At 32.3% G+C, this 22817-nt stretch carries 15 protein-coding genes and 1 tRNA gene; 11 read left to right on the top strand and 5 right to left on the bottom strand.

What is annotated here, in order from left to right; all coding sequences use genetic code 11:
• Window positions 1-46 precede the first annotated feature (46 nt).
• The 7 genes from ABI549_RS01020 to ABI549_RS00990 all read left to right on the top strand — a co-directional run bounded on the left by ABI549_RS01020 (window position 47) and on the right by ABI549_RS00990 (window position 11073).
• Window positions 47-2002, top strand: coding sequence for a M1 family aminopeptidase (locus tag ABI549_RS01020; RefSeq protein WP_348074584.1), 1956 nt, complete (start codon window positions 47-49; stop codon window positions 2000-2002).
• A gap of 77 nt (window positions 2003-2079) precedes the next feature.
• Window positions 2080-3414, top strand: coding sequence for an RIP metalloprotease RseP (rseP, locus tag ABI549_RS01015; protein WP_348074583.1), 1335 nt, complete (start codon window positions 2080-2082; stop codon window positions 3412-3414).
• A gap of 73 nt (window positions 3415-3487) precedes the next feature.
• Window positions 3488-3561, top strand: a tRNA-Asn gene (locus tag ABI549_RS01010).
• Window positions 3562-3890: 329 nt separating this feature from the next.
• Entirely contained in the window at window positions 3891-4661 is a 771-nt protein-coding gene (locus tag ABI549_RS01005) for a response regulator transcription factor (protein WP_348074582.1), read from the top strand.
• A gap of 106 nt (window positions 4662-4767) precedes the next feature.
• Window positions 4768-6786 carry a histidine kinase dimerization/phosphoacceptor domain -containing protein gene (locus tag ABI549_RS01000; protein ID WP_348074581.1) on the top strand — a complete coding sequence of 673 codons (2019 nt, stop codon included), beginning with the start codon at window positions 4768-4770 and terminating at the stop codon, window positions 6784-6786.
• Window positions 6787-7093: 307 nt separating this feature from the next.
• Window positions 7094-8710, top strand: a complete 1617-nt coding sequence (locus tag ABI549_RS00995) for a T9SS type A sorting domain-containing protein (RefSeq protein ID WP_348074580.1) — start codon at window positions 7094-7096, stop codon at window positions 8708-8710.
• A 158-nt stretch (window positions 8711-8868) separates the two neighbouring features.
• On the top strand, window positions 8869-11073 hold the full coding sequence (locus tag ABI549_RS00990; protein WP_348074579.1) for a T9SS type A sorting domain-containing protein: 2205 nt from the start codon (window positions 8869-8871) through the stop codon (window positions 11071-11073).
• A gap of 152 nt (window positions 11074-11225) precedes the next feature.
• On the opposite strand, the gene ABI549_RS00985 is transcribed toward ABI549_RS00990, so the two are convergent.
• From ABI549_RS00985 to ABI549_RS00975, 3 genes are all read right to left on the bottom strand, one after another.
• Window positions 11226-11750 carry a GNAT family N-acetyltransferase gene (locus tag ABI549_RS00985; RefSeq protein WP_348074578.1) on the bottom strand — a complete coding sequence of 175 codons (525 nt, stop codon included), beginning with the start codon at window positions 11748-11750 and terminating at the stop codon, window positions 11226-11228.
• A 173-nt stretch (window positions 11751-11923) separates the two neighbouring features.
• On the bottom strand, window positions 11924-12289 hold the full coding sequence (locus ABI549_RS00980; RefSeq protein ID WP_348074577.1) for a hypothetical protein: 366 nt from the start codon (window positions 12287-12289) through the stop codon (window positions 11924-11926).
• A gap of 250 nt (window positions 12290-12539) precedes the next feature.
• Entirely contained in the window at window positions 12540-13133 is a 594-nt protein-coding gene (locus tag ABI549_RS00975) for a 2OG-Fe(II) oxygenase family protein (RefSeq protein WP_348074576.1), read from the bottom strand.
• A 112-nt stretch (window positions 13134-13245) separates the two neighbouring features.
• Between ABI549_RS00975 and ABI549_RS00970 the strand changes: the two genes are divergently transcribed.
• The gene (locus ABI549_RS00970; protein ID WP_348074575.1) at window positions 13246-13734 is read left to right on the top strand and encodes a nuclear transport factor 2 family protein; all 489 of its coding nucleotides are present in this window, start codon (window positions 13246-13248) and stop codon (window positions 13732-13734) included.
• A 3-nt stretch (window positions 13735-13737) separates the two neighbouring features.
• On the opposite strand, the gene ABI549_RS00965 is transcribed toward ABI549_RS00970, so the two are convergent.
• Window positions 13738-14694: an L-threonine 3-dehydrogenase gene (locus tag ABI549_RS00965; protein WP_348074574.1), complete on the bottom strand. Its 957-nt coding sequence runs from the start codon at window positions 14692-14694 to the stop codon at window positions 13738-13740.
• Between the two features lie 120 nt (window positions 14695-14814).
• On the opposite strand from ABI549_RS00965, the gene ABI549_RS00960 reads away from it, so the two are divergent.
• The 3 genes from ABI549_RS00960 (at window position 14815) to mfd (ending at window position 20564) form a co-directional block, all read left to right on the top strand.
• Complete coding sequence (locus tag ABI549_RS00960) at window positions 14815-15420, top strand: hypothetical protein (RefSeq protein WP_348074573.1); 606 nt, start codon at window positions 14815-14817, stop codon at window positions 15418-15420.
• Between the two features lie 30 nt (window positions 15421-15450).
• Window positions 15451-17112 (top strand): T9SS sorting signal type C domain-containing protein, encoded by a 1662-nt coding sequence (locus tag ABI549_RS00955; RefSeq protein ID WP_348074572.1) that lies wholly within the window; start codon window positions 15451-15453, stop codon window positions 17110-17112.
• Between the two features lie 98 nt (window positions 17113-17210).
• Window positions 17211-20564, top strand: a complete 3354-nt coding sequence (gene mfd / locus ABI549_RS00950) for a transcription-repair coupling factor (protein ID WP_348074571.1) — start codon at window positions 17211-17213, stop codon at window positions 20562-20564.
• On the opposite strand, the gene ABI549_RS00945 is transcribed toward mfd, so the two are convergent.
• Window positions 20561-22729, bottom strand: coding sequence for a M12 family metallo-peptidase (locus ABI549_RS00945; RefSeq protein WP_348074570.1), 2169 nt, complete (start codon window positions 22727-22729; stop codon window positions 20561-20563). The two genes, mfd and ABI549_RS00945, sit on opposite strands and share 4 nt — an antisense overlap.
• Between the last annotated feature and the right edge of the window lie 88 nt (window positions 22730-22817).

The following is a 22817-nucleotide window of genomic DNA, read 5'->3' as shown; positions in this document are numbered from 1 at the left end:
AAAATACCAATGAAATTATTAATTTTGTGTAAATTTCAAAAGCCTCATGAAAAAAATTACACTAATAACATTGCTTCTAACAACCGTATTTGGGTTTTCTCAAAACGATAAGTTTAGTACCGAAAATATTGCAGAAGCAGAGGGAAAAGCTGCGTCAAAAATAATGAATCTAGCAGTAAATCCTAATACTCAGAATTATGATATTACCTACCACAAACTAGAGTTTACGGTCGATCCCACAGTCTATTTTATATCTGGAAAAGTGACAACCACTTTTACAGCATTATCAAACATGACCACTGTCACTTTCGATTTTGCTAATGAACTAACTGCCAGTTCTGTTAAACAAGGCGCAACGAATTTATCATTTGTAGAAAATACAAATAACGAATTGGTTATCACTTTGCCAAGTACACTTACCGCAGGAAATTCCGCCACAGTAGAAATTACTTATTCTGGAGCGCCACCTGTAAATGGTTTTGATGCATTTACTACAACCACACATGGTAGTGGAGCAAGTTCAAAAGCTGTGTTGTACACACTTTCAGAACCTTATGGCGCTCGCGATTGGTGGCCATGCAAGCAAGATTTAAATGATAAAATAGCTAGTATAGATGTTTACATTACTGCACCATCAGAATATGTTAGCGTTTCTAACGGTATCGAACCTGAAGCACCAGTAACTGTTGGAGCAAATAAAACCACTCACTTTCACCATGGTTATCCAATTCCAGCCTACTTAATTGCTATTGCGGTTACTAATTATAGCGTCTATAATCAGCAAGCGGGTTTAGGGACAGTTGCTAGTCCATTTTATCCTCTTATAAATTACAGCTACCCAGAAACGGCAGTGGCCAATCAAGCGAGTATGGCCATTACGCCAACTATTTTAAATTTTTATGAATCTATTATTGGACCATATGCTTTTAGAAATGAAAAATATGGTTTATGCCAATTTAGTTGGGGTGGCGGTATGGAACACACTACCGTTTCATTTATGACCGCTGGTGGTACAGGTGCATATAGTAGAGGTTTAATTGCGCATGAAACTGCACACCAATGGTTTGGCGATAAAATAACCTGTGGTTCTTGGAAAGACATTTGGCTCAATGAAGGAATTACAGAATATATGTCAGGTTGTGTTGTCGAAAATTTAGACGGAGCAGCCGCTTTTGTGTCTTGGAAAAACAATAAAATAAATAGTATTACAAGTACAACAAACGGAAATTTATATTTAACAGATGCTCAAATTACTGATGTGAATAGAATTTTTAGCAACCAAATGACTTACAACAAAGGGTCGATGGTAACTAATATGTTGCGTTTTAAAATGGGTGATACAAATTTCTTTCAAGCATTAAGAAATTATTTAAGTGATCCAACATTAGCTTATGCGTATGCACTAACACCACAATTTCAGGCAAAACTCGAAACTGTTTACGGAAGTAGTTTACAAGAATTTTTTAATGATTGGGTTTATAATGAGGGTTATCCAACTTATACTATAAATGCATTTAACTCTGGAGCAGGTCAAGCAACGGTTCAAATTAATCAAACGCAATCTGATGCTTCCGTTTCTTATTTCGAAATGCCAGTTCCAGTAACACTAACAGGAAGTTCAGGACAACAATTAGATGTAGTTTTAGACAACACAACAAACGGGCAAAGTTTTGTGGTTCCAGTAGGATTTACAGTAACTGGAGTGCAATTTGATCCTAACAAAAATATTATTTCTCGAAATAGCACAGCTACTCTAGGTATAAATAATTTTAATTATGATACTGCAATTAAAATTCATCCAAATCCAATTCAGGACATTCTAACTATCGATTTACCAAGTTCTATTGTGGTGAATAAAATTACTTTCTACAATGCTTTAGGTCAAAACACTTTAGAAACAAGCGAAAATAAGATTGATGTTTCTGGACTATCTTCAGGTGTTTATCTTGTTAACTTTGAGACTTCTCAAGGGTCATTTCATAAAAAAATGATAAAAAAATAATCTCGGCACATATATTGTATAAAAAGTAAGGCGAAAGTCTTACTTTTGCTTTTTATACAAAAATTTAAAATTAATAAATGGACACTTTAATACAAATAGCACAAATTTTATTTATACTTTCTGTACTTGTAATTCTTCATGAATTTGGGCACTATATTACCGCACGAATGTTTAAAGTTAGGGTCGAAAAATTCTATCTTTTTATGGATGCTGGATTTTCATTATTTAAAAAGAAAATAAACGATACCGAATGGGGAATAGGTTGGTTGCCAATAGGCGGTTATGTAAAACTATCAGGAATGATGGACGAAAGTATGGATACCGAACAAATGGCACAGCCAGCACAACCGTGGGAATTCCGTTCTAAGCCAGCTTGGCAAAGACTCATTATTATGTTGGGAGGAATCACGGTAAATATTCTTTTGGCTATTTTTATTTATACAGTTATGTTTAGTACCGTTGGACAAAAATATGCTTCAACAGAAAAATATCAGAAAAAAGGATTAATGTTTGGACAATCAGGAATTGATGCTGGATTCAAGAATGGAGATAAAATTTTGAGTGTTGATGGAAAAGTTCAACCAAAATTCAATAGAATGATTATCGATGTTTTATTGGGAGACAAAGTAGAAGTAGAAAGAGAAGGGCAAAAACAAAAGCTAACCATTACCGATGAACAAAAAAGTAAAATTTTAGGCTCTGAAGGGAAAAATTTTATTTCTCCAAGATTAATGGAGGTTTTGGTAGATTCTATTTCGCCAGAAGGTATTGCTAATAAAACACCACTGTTGAAAGGCGATAAAATTATTAGCATCAATGGACAAGTTATTAAGTTTTACGATGAATTGACCGAAAATTTAAAGGCTAACAAATCAGATTCAATTAAATTAACTGTTTTAAGAGCAGGAAAAGTAATGGTATTGTCATCTAAAGTAAATAAAGAAGGTAAAATTGGATTTTTTCCAAAATTTGAAGACAAAGATGATTTTATAATAACTAACAAATTAAGTCTTTTACAAGCCATTCCTGCTGCTATAAATGAATCTTACACACAATTCATTTATAACATCAAACAATTCAAATTAATCCTTAGACCAAAAACTGAAGCTTACAAGCAAGTTATGAGTCCGATAGGAATTACTCGGAAACTTCCAAAAGAATGGAACTGGGAGTTTATATGGGGTTTTACAGCTATGTTTTCGATAGGATTAGCATTTATGAATTTGTTGCCTATTCCAGGTCTTGATGGTGGTCATGCCATATTTACCATTGCAGAAATGATTACCGGTAAAACTTTAAGCATAAAAGCTGCGGAAAGAGTGCAAACCGTGGGAATGATTATCTTGCTGAGTTTAATGGCTTTAACCTTCGGAAAAGACATCTATGCTATAATCGCAAAGAATTTTTTCTAAAAAAGTGATAATTTTATTTGCAAATAATAAAAATGGTGCTATCTTTGCACCGCTTTAAAAGTGAAAAACACTTTCCTTCTTAGCTCAGTTGGTTAGAGCATCTGACTGTTAATCAGAGGGTCCTTGGTTCGAGCCCAAGAGAGGGAGCAAAAAGCGAAAAGACTATCAGAAATGATAGTCTTTTTTTTATGGTCTTAATAACTACTTTTAGTCGCAATCTATTTTAATTATTAAAAATTTAATTAATTTTAAAAAACACGCTTCTTAATAACCCAATAAAGTTTAATTTTATGTTTAATAAAGTGTTGAATTTCTAGAGGGAATATTATTAAAATCTTTAAATTGATAAGAAATTTAGAAGTGACGTTTATTGTAATGATAGTGATTAATACGATTTTATATTGATGAGGAATTAGCAAAAAAAACTAAATATACTATAACGCATTTTAATAATTAACCTATTAATTGCATGTTAAATGATAATAAATAAATTTAAAATATTAATTACTGAGGATGAGTTGCTTATAGCCAGGGATATAAAAGAATCACTTGAAGAATTGGGTCATTATAGTTGCGTAATAGTTTCATCTGTTTTATCAGCGTTAAAAGCTATAGAAGATGACCCACCTAATCTTGTTTTGATTGACATTAAGCTAAATGGCGAGCTCACTGGTATTGATTTCGGAAAGATTTTGCTATCAAAAGACACAATACCCTTTATTTATCTAACATCACACACAGACCCTTTAACATTTTCGGAAGCAAAAAACACTCGCCCAGCTGGATTTATTGTAAAGCCCTTTAAACAAAATGACTTACGAATTGCCATCGAAATTGCACTTAATAATTTCGGACACAGAAAAATTGACTTTTCATATAGTCCAGAAAAATTTATTAAATCCGATGGTCCTTATAAAATACAAAAAGTTATTAATTATATTCATGATAATCTTAATGCAAAATTATCAATAGCTGATTTAGCCGATATTGTAGAAATGAGTACCTTCTATTTTGCAAGGACTTTTAAAGTGCATTTACAAATGTCTCCTGCACAATATATTATTAAATGCAAAATTGAAAAATCGAAAGTGCTTCTTACGGAAACCGAATTAACTATCCTTCAAGTAGCTCTTGAAATTGGATTTGATAATCAGAGCTATTTTAGTCAGGTTTTTAAAAAAAATACAGGTAAAACGCCTGAGTATTTTAGAAAAATAAGTTTATACAATAAACACCACCCAATTTAATAACAAACGAACTGTGTTAAAATCTAGTTTTAAATTTTTTATTTTTACCAATTTATTATTATTTTCTGTAGCTGTATTTTCGCAGTCCGATAAGAAAATTGATAGTTTGGAGCGTCAACTTAAAATAGCGAAGTTAGAAAATGAAAAAATAAAAATTTTAGGACAACTCGGATATGAATACTATACTATAGATCCTTTGAAAACTATAGAGTACTCCAACAAAGCTATTAAACTCTCCAAAAAAAAAGCTCTTAATGAATCGATTTTATTTGCCTATTATATCAGAGGAATTGGTTATTATATGATTGGTAAAAACGAAGAAGCTAAGTCAAATGCTTACGTGCTTATTGCATTTGCAAAAAAATCTAAAAGCGACATTTTTACTGGTAAAGGCATTATGTTTCTTGGGGATTTGTATTACGAGATGTCAAAAGAAAAAGAGGCGATAGGATATTATAAACAAGCTTCCTATTACTTTAAAAAAAGTAATTCTAAGGAAGACATGGCTATTGTTTATTCTAGAGTTGCGACTACATATATGCGCTTTTCCAATTATGAAGAGGGTATCAAAAATAATTTAAAATCTATAAAATTATTTAAGGAAATTAAAAATACCAGAGGAGAAACCACAGTAATTCGCAGCTTGGGAGATTTATATATGGAAATGAAGGAATATAGTAGTGCAAAAAAAATGTATATACAAGCTTTGAATATATCAAAATCAATTGATAGCACCTCCAATAGTCCTTGGATAGCAGATAATTTACAAGAACTGGGGGATTTTTATACCGCTGTTGACAGTTTAGATACCGCTTACAACTATTATATTAAATCATTATCCATTTTTAAAAACATTTCTAAATCAAGAGGCCTACCACCATTATATAACAGTATGGGAGTCATGTTTATTAAAAAAAAGCAGTATGATAAATCATTATATTATTTCAATAAATCCTTAAAGATAAGTCGCCAAAATAATGATGAATTTGATATAAGTGAAAACTTAAAAAATTTAGGACAAGTTCATTTGCTACAAAAGAAAATGACTCAATCTAAAGTCTATCTAGATGAAGCACTTACTTTAGCTTTAAAAATTGATAGTAAGCAATTGCAATTGGATATTTATAAAATTATATCTGACTATTACAAAGCAATTTCTGAATATAAACTAAGTATTATTTATTTGGAAAAATATTATCTTTTAAAGGAAACGCTATTTAATGAAACTAAAAGCAAACAAATAACAGGGATACAAATTCAATATGATACCGAACAAAAAGAAAAGGAAATAAAATTCCTCAACCAAAAGAATGAAATTCAACTTTTGACTATTGCCAAACAAAAGTACGCTACTGAACTTTTTACTATTATTTTTATAATGCTACTTATTATAGTGAGTATATTATTTTGGCTTTTTAGATTAAAGAGAAATGCAAACCGCTCATTGCAAAACAAAAATAAAGAAATTGACAACAAAAATGTGTTTTTAGAAAATGCACAACAAAAATTAAAACTTTCACTACAGGAAAAGGAAGTTCTTCTAAAAGAAATTCACCACAGGGTAAAAAACAACCTTCAATTGGTTAATAGCTTGCTAAGCATACAGGCACGGGACTCCGAGAGCAGAATGGATGTTAAAGAATTTTTGACTAAAAGTCAGGATAGGGTACAATCTATGGCGCTCATTCACGAAACGTTATACATGTCCGACAATTTGGCTACGGTTAATTTTCAAGAATATCTGGAAAAATTAGTCAACCATCTTTATAGCGCTTTTGATATTGACAAAACTGCGATAGAAGTCCATATGGAAACCAACAATATTTTTTTAGATATCGAAAAGGTAATTCCATTAGGGTTGATATTGACAGAACTTATAAACAACGCTTTAAAACACGCTTTTATACTACACAAAGGCAGAATAGACATTACCTTAGACCATGATTCTAAAAACCAATTGCGACTTAGCGTTTGTGATGATGGAACTGGACTTCCCGAGAATTACAAGAACAAAGCATCTACATTAGGATTTGAATTAGTAGACGCTTTGACACACCAACTAGAAGGCAAACTGACCGTTGATCATACTAAAGGCACTTCATTTACGATTACATTTCCCTACTAATAATTATGTGTTTTTACCTGTTGGCTTCAATTCTTTGAAGTAAAAAAGAAATTAAATATCACTTAAAGTACTAAGAATTCATCATATTAATTTCAAAAAACAAGACACTATACAAAATAAAGCAAAAAATATTTAGGGGTTTTTACAAAGAAGAAATTATGCTAATTTAAATGTATTGGTTAAATACTTACCTTAAAAAAATTAGCAAGATTTTAATAATGACAGCAAGAAACCAACAATATTTCTTTTTGAGTTACTCTACTTTTACACAAATCTTTTTACAAAACTAAAATAGAAACTAAAACCAATGAAAAAACTACTACTTACAATTTTATTTTTAAGTAACTCCATTTTTGCTACTACTTATTATGTTGATCCCGTTAATGGGAATAACTCTTACAACGGATTAACCGAAGCAAGAGCAAAAAAAACCTTGTCTTGGTTTTCTTATAGTACTACTTTCTTACAGCCAGGCGACACAATTCTTCTAATGAATGGTACTTATACAGGAGGCACGCAATACGCAATATTAGCTTTACGCGCTTCAGGCACAGAAAATAATCCAATTACAATAAAAAATTACGCTGGTCATTCGCCGCTTTTACAAATGAATGACAACCAATGGCATGCTATACATTTAGGCGAATCAATTCATCATATTGTTATTGATGGTTTAAAGATAAGAGGAAATGCAGCAAGTAACAATTTAAATGACGCCCTTAACCAACCTGGAAGCTGCGGCAACACAACAGGTTCACCAATTCCTAAATATAATGGGAATGGGATCACAATTGATGGCAGAACAAATGATGCATTAGTACATCATATTATAGTACGTAATTGTGAAATATTTGAATGCAGCGGTGGTGGATTGGTTTCTTTACAAAGTGATTACTTAACTTATGAAAAAAATCTTATCTATAATAATTCATGGTATACTGTTAATGGGAGTAGCGGCATTTCGAATCTAAATTCAATGAATTATGATAGCCATTCTGGTGGAGGTTATACAATGATTATTAAAAATAATATCCTTTATGGAAATGAATTGTATGTGCCTTGGCTCGGACCTTGTTTGATTTATGACGGAAATGGAATTATAGTCGATTCAGAAAACAATGTAACAATAGGTAAACCCGCTTACACAGGTAAAACCCTAATTCAAAATAATATTGTTCATCATAATGGTGGTAGAGGTATCCACATGCTTCATAGTAATAATATAGATGTCATTAATAATTCATGCTATATGAATGGCAGAAGTCCAGCTATTTCAGATGGAGAGATTACAGTGCAAGGAGCTACTAATGTTAGGGTTTTTAATAATATTGTGTATGCACGCGATGGGGAACGTGCTAATTATAAAGATGCAGCATCAACTGGTTTTTCATCGGGTAATAATTTGATATTTAATGCGGCGAGCAATAAAATCAGTTTTACCAATAGTTCAGATAAAGTAGGAGAAGATCCACTATTTATAAATACGGGTTTAGATACGGGTAATTTTAACGTACAAAACACAAGTCCTGCAATCAATGCAGGTAATGCAGTGGTCTTTGCACCCGAAGATTATGAAGGTAGCGTAAGGCCACAAGCGGGTGTTTCAGACATAGGAGCATATGAATTTACAAGCGTTTTAAGCAACGTTGTTTTTAATGAAAGTTTTAACAAAGTCTTGGTTTATCCTAATCCTTCTTCTGGTGATGTAACACTTAGTTACTTTAACAATCAAAATAATAATGTTAAAGTTACTGTATATGATCACTTGGGCAAAGAAGTCATGCAAATACTAAACCAACAACAAACTGAGGGAGAACATCAACTAGTAATTAAAACAAGTCAACTAGAAAACGGCATTTATTTTATACGCATAAATCAGGATGACAATAAACAAAACATTGTAAAATTAATTATTTTACATTAAGTGATACAATAAAAAGTAGTTAAAAAAAACATGCTAATTGATTAGTACAAGTTATTTCCGAATAATTAGATGATTACAAAATAAATTCTTAAGTGTTTGATATACTCCATTCAAGTTTATTTTTTCAATTTGATAATATTAATTAAAAATCTACTATTATGAATTATTCAACTCCTCGAAATCTAGATTTTTTTATAAAAAAAATTTACTTCATTTGCCTTTTTATTTTAATTTCAACATCAATTTATTCTCAAAACCAAATGGTTACCTATGCAGGCGGATCTGAATCCGAAACTTTTAATGATGTTTTACAATTATCAAATGGTAATTTTATTGTTGTGGGCGTTGCCGACAATTTAAATTGGATATCATCTGGGATTCCAGTAATTACTTTTACAAATCCTGGTATTAATAACCCTACTAGCACTTCTAAAATTCCTTTTTTATTGGAATTTAATAGTACTTTTCAGAATATAATTAAAGCATATCGTCTTCCTGTAGGAGCAGCAGAAGATTTTAGATTCATAAAAACTAGTAATATATCTGGTGCCTTAACAGGCGCTGTCTTTGTGAGTGGAAACACTTCTCAAGGGTATTTTATAGGCAAATTAGACGGAAATTTTGTAAACACAAGTCCTAGTGGTTTCGCATGGGTTAAAAACATTAATGCAACAGCAGGTGGTTATGCAAAAGACAATCAACCTTGGGATGTGGGAAGCGACGAAAAAGTAGTCTATGTAATGGGAGAATCGCATGGGTATAACTGGTCTGCAGTACAAAGGTTGAATGCATCGGGTAATGATGAGGTTGTAAATAACTGGCGCATTCATTGGAAATCTTCTGGAGGAGAATTTTATGGGAAAGCATCGGATTACCCGAGCGGAATATCAGATCTATTGTATAGTGCTATAGTTTTCAAAAGAGATGCAACTCGATGTGAACTTCGATCTACTAATCAAGCGGACTATGATTTGTGGCAACCAGATGGTAATGGTGGAACAAAAAAAGGAAAGTGGCCACTAGACGTTTTATTTAATGGTCCATGTAATCCAGGTCAATCCTCTGGTAATAGCGGATCAGGTCCTGGATATACAGGGTACAGCCCAGCTTCCATATTTACTTATGGACCATCTTCAATAGCCATTGATAAACGAAATAATTACATGTATATTGGCTTCAATGCAAAAAGTGTACTCCCAGGCGGAGAACCAGATTTTGAGCCTGCGGTTATGGGTATGAATAATCAGGGCGAATTATTATGGTGGAACAGGTTGTATCACGAAAAAAGAGCAGACGGCTCCTTACAAGTTTCTTCACCTGATCAATATATTGATGCTTTAGCAATAGATTATTCCCTACCACAAAATTCAGGAAATTTAGTCGTTGGCGCAAGGTGCCATGGTAATAACACAGAAAATTTTTGGGAAGGAAATACTATTGCTGCTACGCCTTCGGCTAGTGGTTTTCAAAATAATTTTACAGGAAACAATGGTAATATTCACATTTCTTGGATCGGGAAGTTATCCTTAACATCGGGAACACTAAAACATAGCACTTATATGGCAGAATATGCAGATAATGCAACCAATCTTGGAACGGCTCATGCAGATCCAAATTTAGATGGTTGGGCCAATCCAAATGGAGGATGGCCTAATGTAAATACCACCAAAATGCGACCTAACACTTTGAAGGTTACAGCAGATGGTTCTGTTATTGTTTTAGCCAAAGGGAGAAGAACAATTACAACTGCAAATGCATGGCAAAAAATGCTTAAGCCTTCTCAGGGTGCTTCATCTTGGAATTCCTTTGTTAGAGTTTACGCAAGTGATTTGTCAAAACCGCTTTACAGTTCATTAATAGTGGGACAGTGGGATCCGGGGACGGGATCTGGTGGTGATAATATTCAATTATTTGGCGCTTATAAAACGGCTGAAGGAATAATTGTTGTTGGAAAACATTTTGGAACCGGTGGCGAAATGCCAGTTACAAATGTTCCTGTTTGGGGAACCAATAATTATAATGGAGAAAGCGCCGTGTTAGCTTATCTTAAAGCAAATAATATAGTAAATACAAATGATTCCTATGACACCCAACTGGGAACTTCTTTTATACCCAATACGCTTAATGAAGAGATTTTATTATTTCCTAATCCAGTTGAAAATAATTTAACCGTTTCATTAAAACAAGGATATGTTAAGAAAATATCTGTAACTACTCTTGATGGAAAAACAATTTTTAGTAAAGGTTTAATTTCCTTGGAAAGCAGTACAACATTAGATATTTCTATTTTTCCTAAGGGAATATATTTGATAACAATAGAAAATTCTGATGGGAAAATTGGCATTAAAAAGCTAATAAAATAGAGACCAACCAATACAGCGTTTTATAACGGCTAAGGCTTTATATAGATTGCTATTTTAGACGAAAAACTAACCAAAAGACTATCATTCCGATAGTCTTTTTTTTATGGGATAGTAGCGAATTTGCTTTAACTTTAATGTGTTTTCCCCGATTGCTATTTCAATAACTTAAAAACAATAAAGCTTTTGTCGGAATTGCTCTCGGAGGACAACTGTTTTTTAAAATTAAATTTCTCTAATAGTTTTGTTGAGTTTTGGTTTTCAGAATGAGTGTAAGCTTCTATCGAATTTAGCCCGATATGTTGAAACCCGAATTCAAGCACTTCTAATACTGCTTCCTGCATAAATCCTTTTCCTTGGTAGCTAGGTAATAACTCATACCCGATTTCTGCTTTAGTATTGTCGTCTGAAAATTCAAATAAACAGATTGTTCCAATCAAGTTGCCACTCAAAGAAATCGCCCAATAAATCGAATCGTTTTTTTTGACATTTTCAGTAATAGCCTGAATAAAAGATTTTGCATCTTCAATCGATTTGCTTGGTTGTCTGCCAAGATACCTGTTTACATTATCGTCTGATCGCAATGCAAATATTTCATTGTCGTCCGTATTAACAAGTTGTCTTAATATAAGCCTGTCGGTATTTAATATAGGAAATGGTGTGAATATTCTATTTGTCATTTTTCCTTGAATTATGTTTGGTGTCGGTTTATAATGATAGCTTACGTCCCATCTTCATGAAGTTGGGGGAATTTATTCCTAAAACCATTCAATTGTCACGGAAGTCAAATATATGAAATTACCTTTAAATTTAACCTTAAACCCAAATTTCATGAAACAGCAGTTAGCAGATGTTAGACTTTTTTAATATTAATTTTTTCTTCGTACTTTTTGATATCATTAATCATAAATTCTAACATTTCACTTCTTTTCAATTTAGTCTTTTTTGTGTATAAATCTTTTCGAATGTTAAGAAGTAAATCAGAAATTAAAGTTAACATAATTAATGCATATTCTTCATCGTCTTCAAATTGACTTGCATCAATTGTGTAGAATGCTTGCATAATTTTATTAAATGATTTTACAACTTCATCTGAACCAAAAGTCATTAAATTAAAACTAGATTTTCTATATTCTAAAGTTTTCAATTTATCAATTCCAGTTTGCTTTTGTTTTTCAGTTAATGTAAAAGTGAAAACTGTAATAAATTGCTCTAACAATTCCTCATAAGTTTTAATTTTAAACTCTCGAGATTTTTCCTCTGATAATAATAAATCATCTTTTTTTGATTTAATAAACCTCCAATTGTTATTAAAATTGGGACTAAAATTGCTAAGATAATTGTGTTTTCTATTTTAATTTTCGGTTTATTGAACTAATATCTGCTAATTAATTGATAATGTATAATAAATCTCATTAAAAAGATTATAATAAACGCTACATTTTGTCATCATTAATATCTAAAAAACATTAATCTCGTTTCAACCAACCAGTTACACTCATTCTTCTTTCGTTGGTAACCAAAACTTCATGAACCAATTCGTTACTTTTGAAGAATACTGTTTTTCCTTGTGTAGGCGCTATTTTTTGGTCATTGTTTAGCTGGTGTATAAGCAATTCTCCGCCATCATTTTCTTGCCAGTTGGCGTTTAAGTAGCTAATCATCGAGAATTGTCTGCTCGAATTATCCTGAAATTGGTCTAAATGTTTCCTGTAAAAACTTCCTGTTTCGTACAAAGAATAATGAAACTCATAACCCGTAATGCCAGCATAACAAGAACTATTTAGATAGTCTATAAAAGCTTCTATTTGTACAAAAAACGCATTCTCGTGTACATTGTTGTTCTTTTTGTCGAGCCAATAAATCACATCGTTTCGTATCGTGGTATTGTGTATCAATTTGTCGGCGTTGCCAGTTCCGGCGGTAAGCAATTTATTGTTGTGGTGCAGAGAAAGTAAATTTTCTTTGAGGTGGTTGGCTAGTTCGTCACTCAAAAAGTGCTGAGAGATGCCCACTTTGTTTTCAATATAAGAGGCAATTAGTGTTTCAAAACTATTTTCCATGGGATTGTTTGACTACCTGAATAGACAAGCAACGGCACAAGATAGTCTTAATAAACTACAATAGTCTGCAATTCATTTTTTTGATTAATTTAGTACCATAAATAATTTTACTATGAACAAAATACTTCTTGTTATATTCCTCTTTTCGTCTTTGGCACAAGCCCAAACTAAAGAAACAGCAAAAATAAATACAGTGTTAGACAATTGGCACAAAGCCGCAGCGGAAGCAAAATTTGATAATTATATGAACGCCATGACTGATGATGCAATATACATAGGCACTGATGCTACCGAAAACTGGAACAAAAAAGAGTTTATGACTTTTGCTAAACCTTATTTTGATAAAGGGAAAGCATGGAGTTTTACCGCTCTAGAACGTCATGTTTATTTAGATAAATCAGGAAAAACTGCTTGGTTTGATGAATTATTAAACACCCAAATGAAAATTTGTCGTGGATCAGGCGTTTTGGTAAAAATAAACGGCGAATGGAAAATAAAACATTATGTTCTTTCTATGACGATTCCGAACGACAACACGAACGAGGTTATAAAAACAAAAGCGCCCATAGAAGACGCTTTGATTGATAAACTAAAAAAATAGTTTTTATTTTTTGTAAATATTTTCTTTTAATTGGGTAATCATTTCCACGGTCATATTTTCCATGTCGAAATCATTTTTCCAGCCCCAATCTTTTCTAGCTTCACTATCATCGATACTGGCTGGCCAAGAATCGGCAATTTTTTGACGAAAATCCGGTTCATAATCTATTGTGAAATCTGGGAAATGTTTTTTTATTTCTTCGGCAATTTCAGCAGGTGTAAAACTCATGCCTGACAAATTGTAGGACGAACGAATTTTTACATTTTCAGATGGAACTTGCATAATACTTACAGTAGCTTTTATAGCATCGTCCATATACATCATGGGTAAACCTGTGTTTTCAGACAAAAACGAAGTAAATTTCCCATCGGTAATTGCTTTATGATAAATGTCTACAGCATAATCAGTAGTTCCGCCACCTGGAGGCGTGCTCCAACTAATTAAACCAGGATATCTAATGCTTCTCACATCTACTCCGTATTGTTTGTTGTAATACTCACACCAACGTTCTCCGGTTTGTTTGCTAATTCCGTAAACCGTACTTGGTTCCATAATGGTATATTGAGGTGTATTTTCGCGAGGTGTTGTGGGACCGAAAACTGCAATACTCGATGGCCAAAATATTTTTTTTATTTTTCCAGCTTTCGCTAAATTCAAAACATGAAATAGGGAATTCATATTCAAATCCCAAGCAAAAGCAGGGTTTTTTTCGGCTGTTGCCGACAGTAATGCTGCCATCAAATAAACATCGGTAATCTGATATTTCTCTAATAAATGCTCAATCTGATTGTAATCTAAAGCATTTACCACTTCAAAAATTCCTTCGTTTACGATATCAGTATTTAATTTCCTTATGTCGGAAGCAATGACATTATCTTTGCCATAAATTGTTCTTAATTTGTTTGTTAGCTCGGTTCCTATTTGTCCGCAAGCGCCTATAATTAATATTTTTGTGTCCATTTGTGTCATGTTGAAGTACAAATATAATGTTTTCGTAAAATATAGCGTTAACATCTTTAACACTTTGGCAAACCAAAAACCAAAAATAACTACATTTGCTTTTTAGTTAAATTTTTTAATATGAAATATATTGTTTCACTGTTTTTATTACTGATGGTTTTATTTACGGGCTGTAAAGACGATGATAAAACACATGAAATGCAAATTGTCAAAGCTTTGAAAGAAAAAGAATTGGTTTTTAGCAGCATTAATAAAACATGGAATTTTACACCAAAAACGTTAACACCAGAATCACAAAATATCACAAATAATTGGAGTGATTGGCGATTATTTACTTCAGAATTGTACCAAAAGCCAAAAGGTACGATTGGGGCATTTCAGCGAAAAACCAAAAGTTTAACTCAAAAAGTTGAAGTTTTAAACAATACAATTCCTGAGAGAATTAATAAACCACAAATAAGAAGTAGGTTGATGGCTATAATTACGAGGGTAAAAGCATTGCATACTTTTATAAATTTAGATAGAATTCCAGAAAAGAAAGTAGTGACTCTAATTACCGATTTGAATATCGAAGTAAATGCTTTTCAAGATCAAATAGAAGAAATTGTACGTCGTAGCCACATTCAAAAAGAAGAAGGAGAACAAGAAATGTTAAACTCATTAAATGGTTCACAGCCAACTAATAACACTTCTGTTAATGAAGTTAAAAACACTGAAAATCAATAGATTATATTTATATTTGTAAAAAATAAAGAGATGATTAAAAATTACGCCACAAAATATTTTTATGCTTTTTCATTTTTGATAACTCTTTTGTTATCTAATGTGAGTCAAGCTCAAACTACCACCTGGACAGGTTCTTGGGACAATGGTAATCCGGATATTACGAAAGATGTTGTTTTTACCGCAAATTATACTTCAATTGGTGATTTTTCGGCAAAATCTGTTTCAGTATCGAACAATGCAGTTGTTACAATAGTTGGCGGACTTACTCCAAACACGCTTACGGTTCAAGATAACATTACAATTGCTACGGGTTCAAATTTAATTTTTGAAACCAACTCTAGCTTATTACAAATAAATCCTGTTGCTACAAACTCAGGAAATATAAATTACAAAAGAGATTCAACTCCAATGAAATTTTTCGAATACACCTATTGGTCAACACCAGTTTCTGGACAAACTTTAGTTGATTTTTCACCATTAACAAGTCCTAGTAGATACCACTCTTTTAATTCGACGATAAATAATTGGGTAAATGAATCCCCAACAAACATAATGCAATCCGGAAGAGGCTACGCTATTAGATCTCCAGACGATTACACGTCGACACCCCAAGCTTTTAACGGAGAATTTATTGGTGTGCCAAATAATGGTAATATTCCAACAAATGTGATTGCATTTAATCCTAGTTTGTTAAATTATAATTTTATTGGAAATCCTTATCCTTCAGCAATTAGTATAATAAGTTTATTAGATAATTCTAACTTAGGGACTATGTATTTTTGGACACACAATACGGCAATAGCAGGTAATGTTTTTACAACCAATGATTATGCAATCAGAACAAGAACAACAGGAACAGCCGCTATATCAGGAGGAACAGCACCTGGATTATATATAGCAGCTGGGCAAGGATTTTTTGCGTCGGCAGCGACTACAACCACATTAACGTTTACAAATAGTATGAGGGTTGCTAATAATAATTCTCAGTTTTATAAAAATTCACAAGTTGTCCCTCTAAATTATTACATTCATCTTAACCTAACTAATACTTCTGGTGCATTTAAACAAATTGCTTTTGGTTATGAAGAAGGAGCAACAAACGGTTATGATTTCGGAACCGATGCATTGGCTTCTACGGAAGGTGCTATTACATTTTATTCTACAATTAATCCTTACACTTTTGGTTTTGGAATACAAGGAAGAGAATATCCATGGAATCTAAATGACGTAATAGATTTAGGTATTAATGCTACAATTGCGGGTGATTATACCATTACGATTGATCATGTGAACACTTTTTTTGATAGCCAAGATATTTTTATTGAAGACACAATATTGGGAACATATTCTAATTTAAAAACTGGTCCATATAATTTTAATACAGCAGTTGGTGTATACAATTCTAGATTTAAAATTCATTATGTAAACCCACTATTAGGCAATAACGATTTTATTCTAAATGCAAATTCCGTTTTTGTAAACACAAACAACAACGAAATTGAAGTTCATTCAACTTCTCAAAAAATAAAAAATATTCAAGTTTATGATATTTTAGGGCGATTAATTTTTGATAAAAAAGATACGAATGAAAATAAAATTTCAATTACAAGTATCAGAAAAGAGAACCAAGCCCTAATTATAAAAACCGAACTAGAAAACAATGAAATAGTGACTAAAAAACTAATCTTTTAATTTCAATTTGTATTAAAAAAATCCTGTCTTGTTATAGAAATGAGACAGGATTTTTTTTGCATAAAAAGTCAAAGTATATTTGCATAAAATAATTCCCATTGAGCACCGAAATTATCTCTAAAAAATACAGCGAACAAGCTAAAATTGTTGCAATATCAAAAGCAATTACTGGCGACAACAAAATTCATATCAAAGGATTGGTTGGTTCGTCATTTTCGTTTGTAATACAAGCTTTGTTTGCAAAAAGCGAAAATTCTTTTTTGTTATTGTGTAACGAAAAAGAAGAAGCGGCTTATGTTTTAAACGATCTAGAACAACTCGTTGGCGATCAAGATGTCTTGTTTTATCCCAGTTCTTACAGAAGACCTTATCAGATTGAAGATACTGATAATGCGAATATTTTACTTCGGTCAGAAGTTTTAAACCGAATAAACTCTCGCAAAAAACCTGCCATTATTGTTTCTTATCCAGAAGCCATTTTCGAAAAAGTAGTAACCAAGAAAGAATTAGAAAAAAACACCTTAAAAATTTCGGTTGGAGATCAAGTTTCTATCGATTTTATAAATGAAGTTTTGTTCGAATACGAATTTAAAAGAGTTGATTTTATTACCGAGCCTGGCGAATTTTCAGTTCGTGGCGGAATTTTAGATGTATTCTCTTTTTCGAACGACAATCCGTATCGAATCGAGTTTTTTGGTAACGAAGTAGATAGCATCCGAACTTTCGATGTCGCCACACAACTTTCTATCGAAAAAAAGCAAAAAATTGCAATTATTCCAAATTTCGAAAATAAATTTCTGCAAGAAAATAGAGAAAGTTTTCTAGAATATATCAATGCAAGAACCACTGTTTTTATTCAAAACACCGATTTATTATTAACCCATTTGGATAAATTATTTGGCAAAGCCGAAGAAACGTTCGAGAAGTTAAATAAAGATATCAAACACGCTTCGCCCGACCAATTATTTTTAAATCAGAAGGAATTTATTAAGCAAGCTTTAAATTTTTCGGTGGTAGAATTGGCATCAAAACCTACTTTTAGAACATCGGAAACTTTCGAATTTCATATCAAACCACAACCGTCGTTCAATAAGCAATTTGACTTATTGTTGAATAATTTGAAAGACAACCACGAACATAATTATAAGAATTATCTTTTTTGTTCCAATGCACAACAAGCCAAACGTTTTCATGATATTTTTGAGAGTTTAGATGAGCAAAATCACGACACAATAACCAAACAATACGAAACTATTGTTTTGCCATTGTATCAAGGATTTATTGATGAAGAAAATCAAATTGCGTGCTACACCGACCATCAAATTTTTGAACGTTATCATAAATTTAGTATTAAAAACGGGTATTCTAAAAAGCAAACCATCACGCTCAAAGAACTGACTTCATTAGTAGTTGGCGATTATGTAACACACATCGACCACGGAATTGGAAAATTTGGTGGATTGCAAAAAATACAAGTCGATGGCAAAACACAAGAAGCAATAAAACTCGCTTATGCTGATAACGATATTGTGTATGTAAGCATTCATTCGCTACACAAAATTTCAAAATATACAGGCAAAGATGGTGCGCCTCCCAAAATTTACAAACTCGGTTCTGGTGCTTGGAAAGCTTTAAAACAAAAAACCAAAGCCAGAGTAAAACACATTGCATTTAACTTAATTCAATTGTACGCCAAGCGAAGATTAGACAAAGGATTCGCTTTTGCACCCGATAGTTATTTGCAACACGAATTAGAAAGTTCCTTTATTTATGAAGATACTCCAGACCAACTAAAATCGACACAAGAAGTAAAAGCCGACATGGAAAGTGATCGCCCAATGGATCGATTGGTTTGTGGCGATGTAGGTTTTGGAAAAACGGAAGTTGCCATCAGAGCAGCATTTAAAGCTGTTGACAACGGAAAACAAGTCGCGATTTTAGTGCCCACTACGATTTTGGCGTACCAACATTATCGCACATTTACCGAAAGGTTAAAAGATATGCCAGTGACCATTAATTATGTGAATCGATTTAGAACTGCCAAGCAAAAAGCAGAAACACTCAAAGATTTAGAATCAGGAAGGCTTGATATTATTATAGGAACGCATCAATTGGTGAGTAAGAATGTAATTTTTAAAGATTTAGGATTACTTATTGTCGATGAAGAACAAAAATTTGGGGTAAATGTAAAAGACAAACTCAAAACCATTACCCAAAATGTCGATACATTAACATTAACAGCAACTCCAATTCCGAGAACTTTGCAATTTTCGCTCATGGCAGCACGAGATTTGTCAGTAATTACAACGCCTCCGCCCAATCGTTATCCTATCGAAACGAATGTGGTTGGATTTAATGAAGAAACGATTCGAGATGCTATTTCATTCGAAATTGAACGTGGCGGACAAGTGTTTTTCATTAATAATCGAATAGAAAACATTAAGGAAGTCGCGGGTATGATTCAGCGATTGGTTCCTGATGCAAAAGTAGGAATTGGTCACGGACAAATGGATGGTAAAAAACTTGAAGAACTCATGTTGGCTTTTATGGAAGGCGAATTTGATGTTCTCGTAGCTACAACTATTATCGAAAGTGGTTTAGATGTTCCCAATGCGAACACCATTTTCATTAACAATGCCAATAATTTTGGTTTGTCCGATTTGCATCAAATGCGAGGTCGTGTAGGGAGAAGCAATAAGAAAGCTTTTTGTTATTTTATCTGTCCTCCGTATTCTGTTATGACCGAAGATGCTAGAAAACGAATTCAAGCTTTAGAACAATTTTCGGAACTGGGAAGTGGTTTGAATATTGCGATGAAAGATCTCGAAATTCGTGGTGCAGGGGATTTATTAGGCGGAGAACAAAGCGGTTTCATCAATGAAATAGGTTTTGATACCTATCAGAAAATTATGAATGAAGCCATTGAAGAACTTAAAGAAAATGAGTTTAAAGATTTGTATGAAAACGACGATGAAACGATAGAAAAAGAATATGTAAAAGATTTGCAGATTGATTCTGATTTCGAATTATTGTTTCCAGATGATTACATTAATAGCGTAACCGAAAGACTTGCTTTGTACAATGCATTAGCCATTATTAAAGATGAAAACGGATTGCAAGAATATGAAAAACAATTGATTGACCGTTTTGGTCCTTTGCCAAAACAAGCCATTGCCTTGCTAAACAGTTTGCGAATTAAATGGATTGCTACTCAAATTGGAGTCGAAAAACTAATCCTAAAACAAGGTAAAATGGTTTGTTATTTTGTTTCAGACCAACAAAGTGATTATTACCAATCGAAACGTTTTCATCAAGTATTACAATTTGTACAAAAACAACCGCAATTGTGCAAAATGAAAGAAAAAGAGACCAAAAATGGTCTCCGTTTATTATTGACTTTCGAAAATGTAAAAAGCATCAAAAAAGCGTTAGAATTGATGGAAATAGTTTAAATTTTTATCACTTTAAAGTTAAGTTGTTTTTCTGCTACTTTTAATTTAAAAAAGTAAGTACCAGAAGCAAAACCACTCAAATTGATTTTAGTATCTGTTGATTTTATAGTTTCTTTCCTTAGTAATTGTCCTTGGATGTTATAAATTAAAATCTCATCCATTATCACTTTCGAAGAAATATTCACAAAATCTTTAGTCGGATTAGGATAAAAACTAAAATCAAGCACATCAAAAAACTGATTTACACCAAGTGTTGCACATGACACAGTTCCTTCATAACCTGCTGCTACAACTCCACCATCAGAAATAAACTTTAAAGTCAATGCACCATCAGAAGCGGTAGATTCGATAGCTGCTGGGATGATATTTCCTGTAAAACCAGTAGTCCCACTTAATTCTGGATAGGTATCATTTGAACCATTATAAATATGCAAATAATCATAATCTAGTTCTAAATTGAAGCTTGTAAAAGTAATTTTAGCTTTTGCAAAAGGATTACTAGGAATTATTACTCTAGTTATTGTTTCATTATCGGTATAATTTCCTACTACACCACCCGTATCTGTTAATGGAATACCACTACAAAAATCACCATTAGTAGCAAAAATAAGTTCTTTTCCGGGCGCTTCTAATCCACTTGAACAGGAATTTCTAACAATAGCTTTATAGTATGTGTTTGGTGTTAATCCAGTTGCCGTATATGTATTTGCATTGGGGGTAACCCAAACACTTGGAGAAGATGAAAATGGAAAAACAGAGACCTGTGCTTGAGTAGTTCCTCCTAGTTCTGTCCAACTAACAATAGCACTCGTGTCTGTTACGTTAGTTATTGAAGAAGATGTAATAGTATTGACGCAAGTATTAATGCAATCGTTACTTAAACAAGTTGAATTTCCTACGGCTGTTAAAATTCTAGCTGTTGGTTGTGGACCAAACCCATTATTAAAACTAATTCCTACTCCCGAAACCAAATGACAATAGCTCATTATAGTTCCTTTTACCGCAGCTGAAGGAATTGGCCCTTCTGCACAAGTTCCTTCTGAATATCCTCGAGATTGTCCACAACCATCAATGGATGTATTGTTTCCATTCCAATAACAACCATGTGTGTGGGGTGATCCAAAAAGATGCCCTAATTCGTGAGTAATTACTTGTACTGTCCAAGAATAGGTTGGAAAATTATTATACGAATAATCAACGGAACTGTAACTAAAATTGTTTGTAGAACAAAGTCCATTTATAGTTATAGCAACACCACCTAAACCACCGTCAATTCCTATCAGTTGTCCCAAATCACCATCAAAAATAGGTCTTATATTGTTAAATTGATACAAATAATCGGTTGAAGTAGCTCCTGTATAAGGATCAGGGCTAGTCCAAATATATAATGATTTTATGGCTGTAGTAATTCCATCGTTATTAAAAATGGTTTGAACATTATTAAAAACCGAAGTCATCCAATTTGCTGTTGTGGTTGTACTACTTCCGCTAGCAACATAAATATCATTTTCTATTTCAAAGTAAATAGATGTACATTTCGCACTTAAAACTTTATTGGTTTGCAAATTATTTTTTGAAGGAGAAGGAACATCTTTAGTTGCGCAATCAGAAATATTGGATATTTTTAAATCAGAGTCACTATAAATAACATAATCTGAATTTGATTTATTCATTTCAGCTTTTCCAATTATTACATTCCCTAGTTCAGAACTTGATATTATTCCATTACATTCATTCTCAAAAAAATTGAAAGAAACTAACGAATTCAAATCTTCTTTTATAATTCCTCTATAATGAACTCCTTGTGAGTATGCTATGTTTTTTTCAACATTTGTATCTATATGAAAACCATCTTGAAAAATATTTGCTTTGTAAAGTAAAACCGTAATATTTTTTCCTAAATAAGGAATTTCAATTTCAATATTTTCCTGTTTATTTGAAACAATATTGTTTATTACACTATAATTTAATTTTGCATAACTAATTTGCGTGACAATTTTTGAAATGCGTTCGTCTAATTTTTTTTCAATTGGAGTAAAAAATGAAAAGTGATTAAATTTTAGGTTTTTTTGAACATCAAAAATAATTTTTTGTCCAACTGTATTGTGTTGTGCAAAAATAAAATTAGAACAAAAAAATAATAAAAGTAAAAGTTTAATTTTCATCTTTATGAAATTATAATATAGCCAAATTTACAAATTTTATTATTATCATTTTTTATTTACTTGGTCAGTTTCAAACTTGTCAAATAAT

Source organism: Flavobacterium sp., assembly GCF_039932285.1.
Lineage (GTDB): Bacteria > Bacteroidota > Bacteroidia > Flavobacteriales > Flavobacteriaceae > Flavobacterium.
Note: the sequence above shows the minus strand (reverse complement) of the source record. Positions and strands in the feature narration are given on the sequence as shown.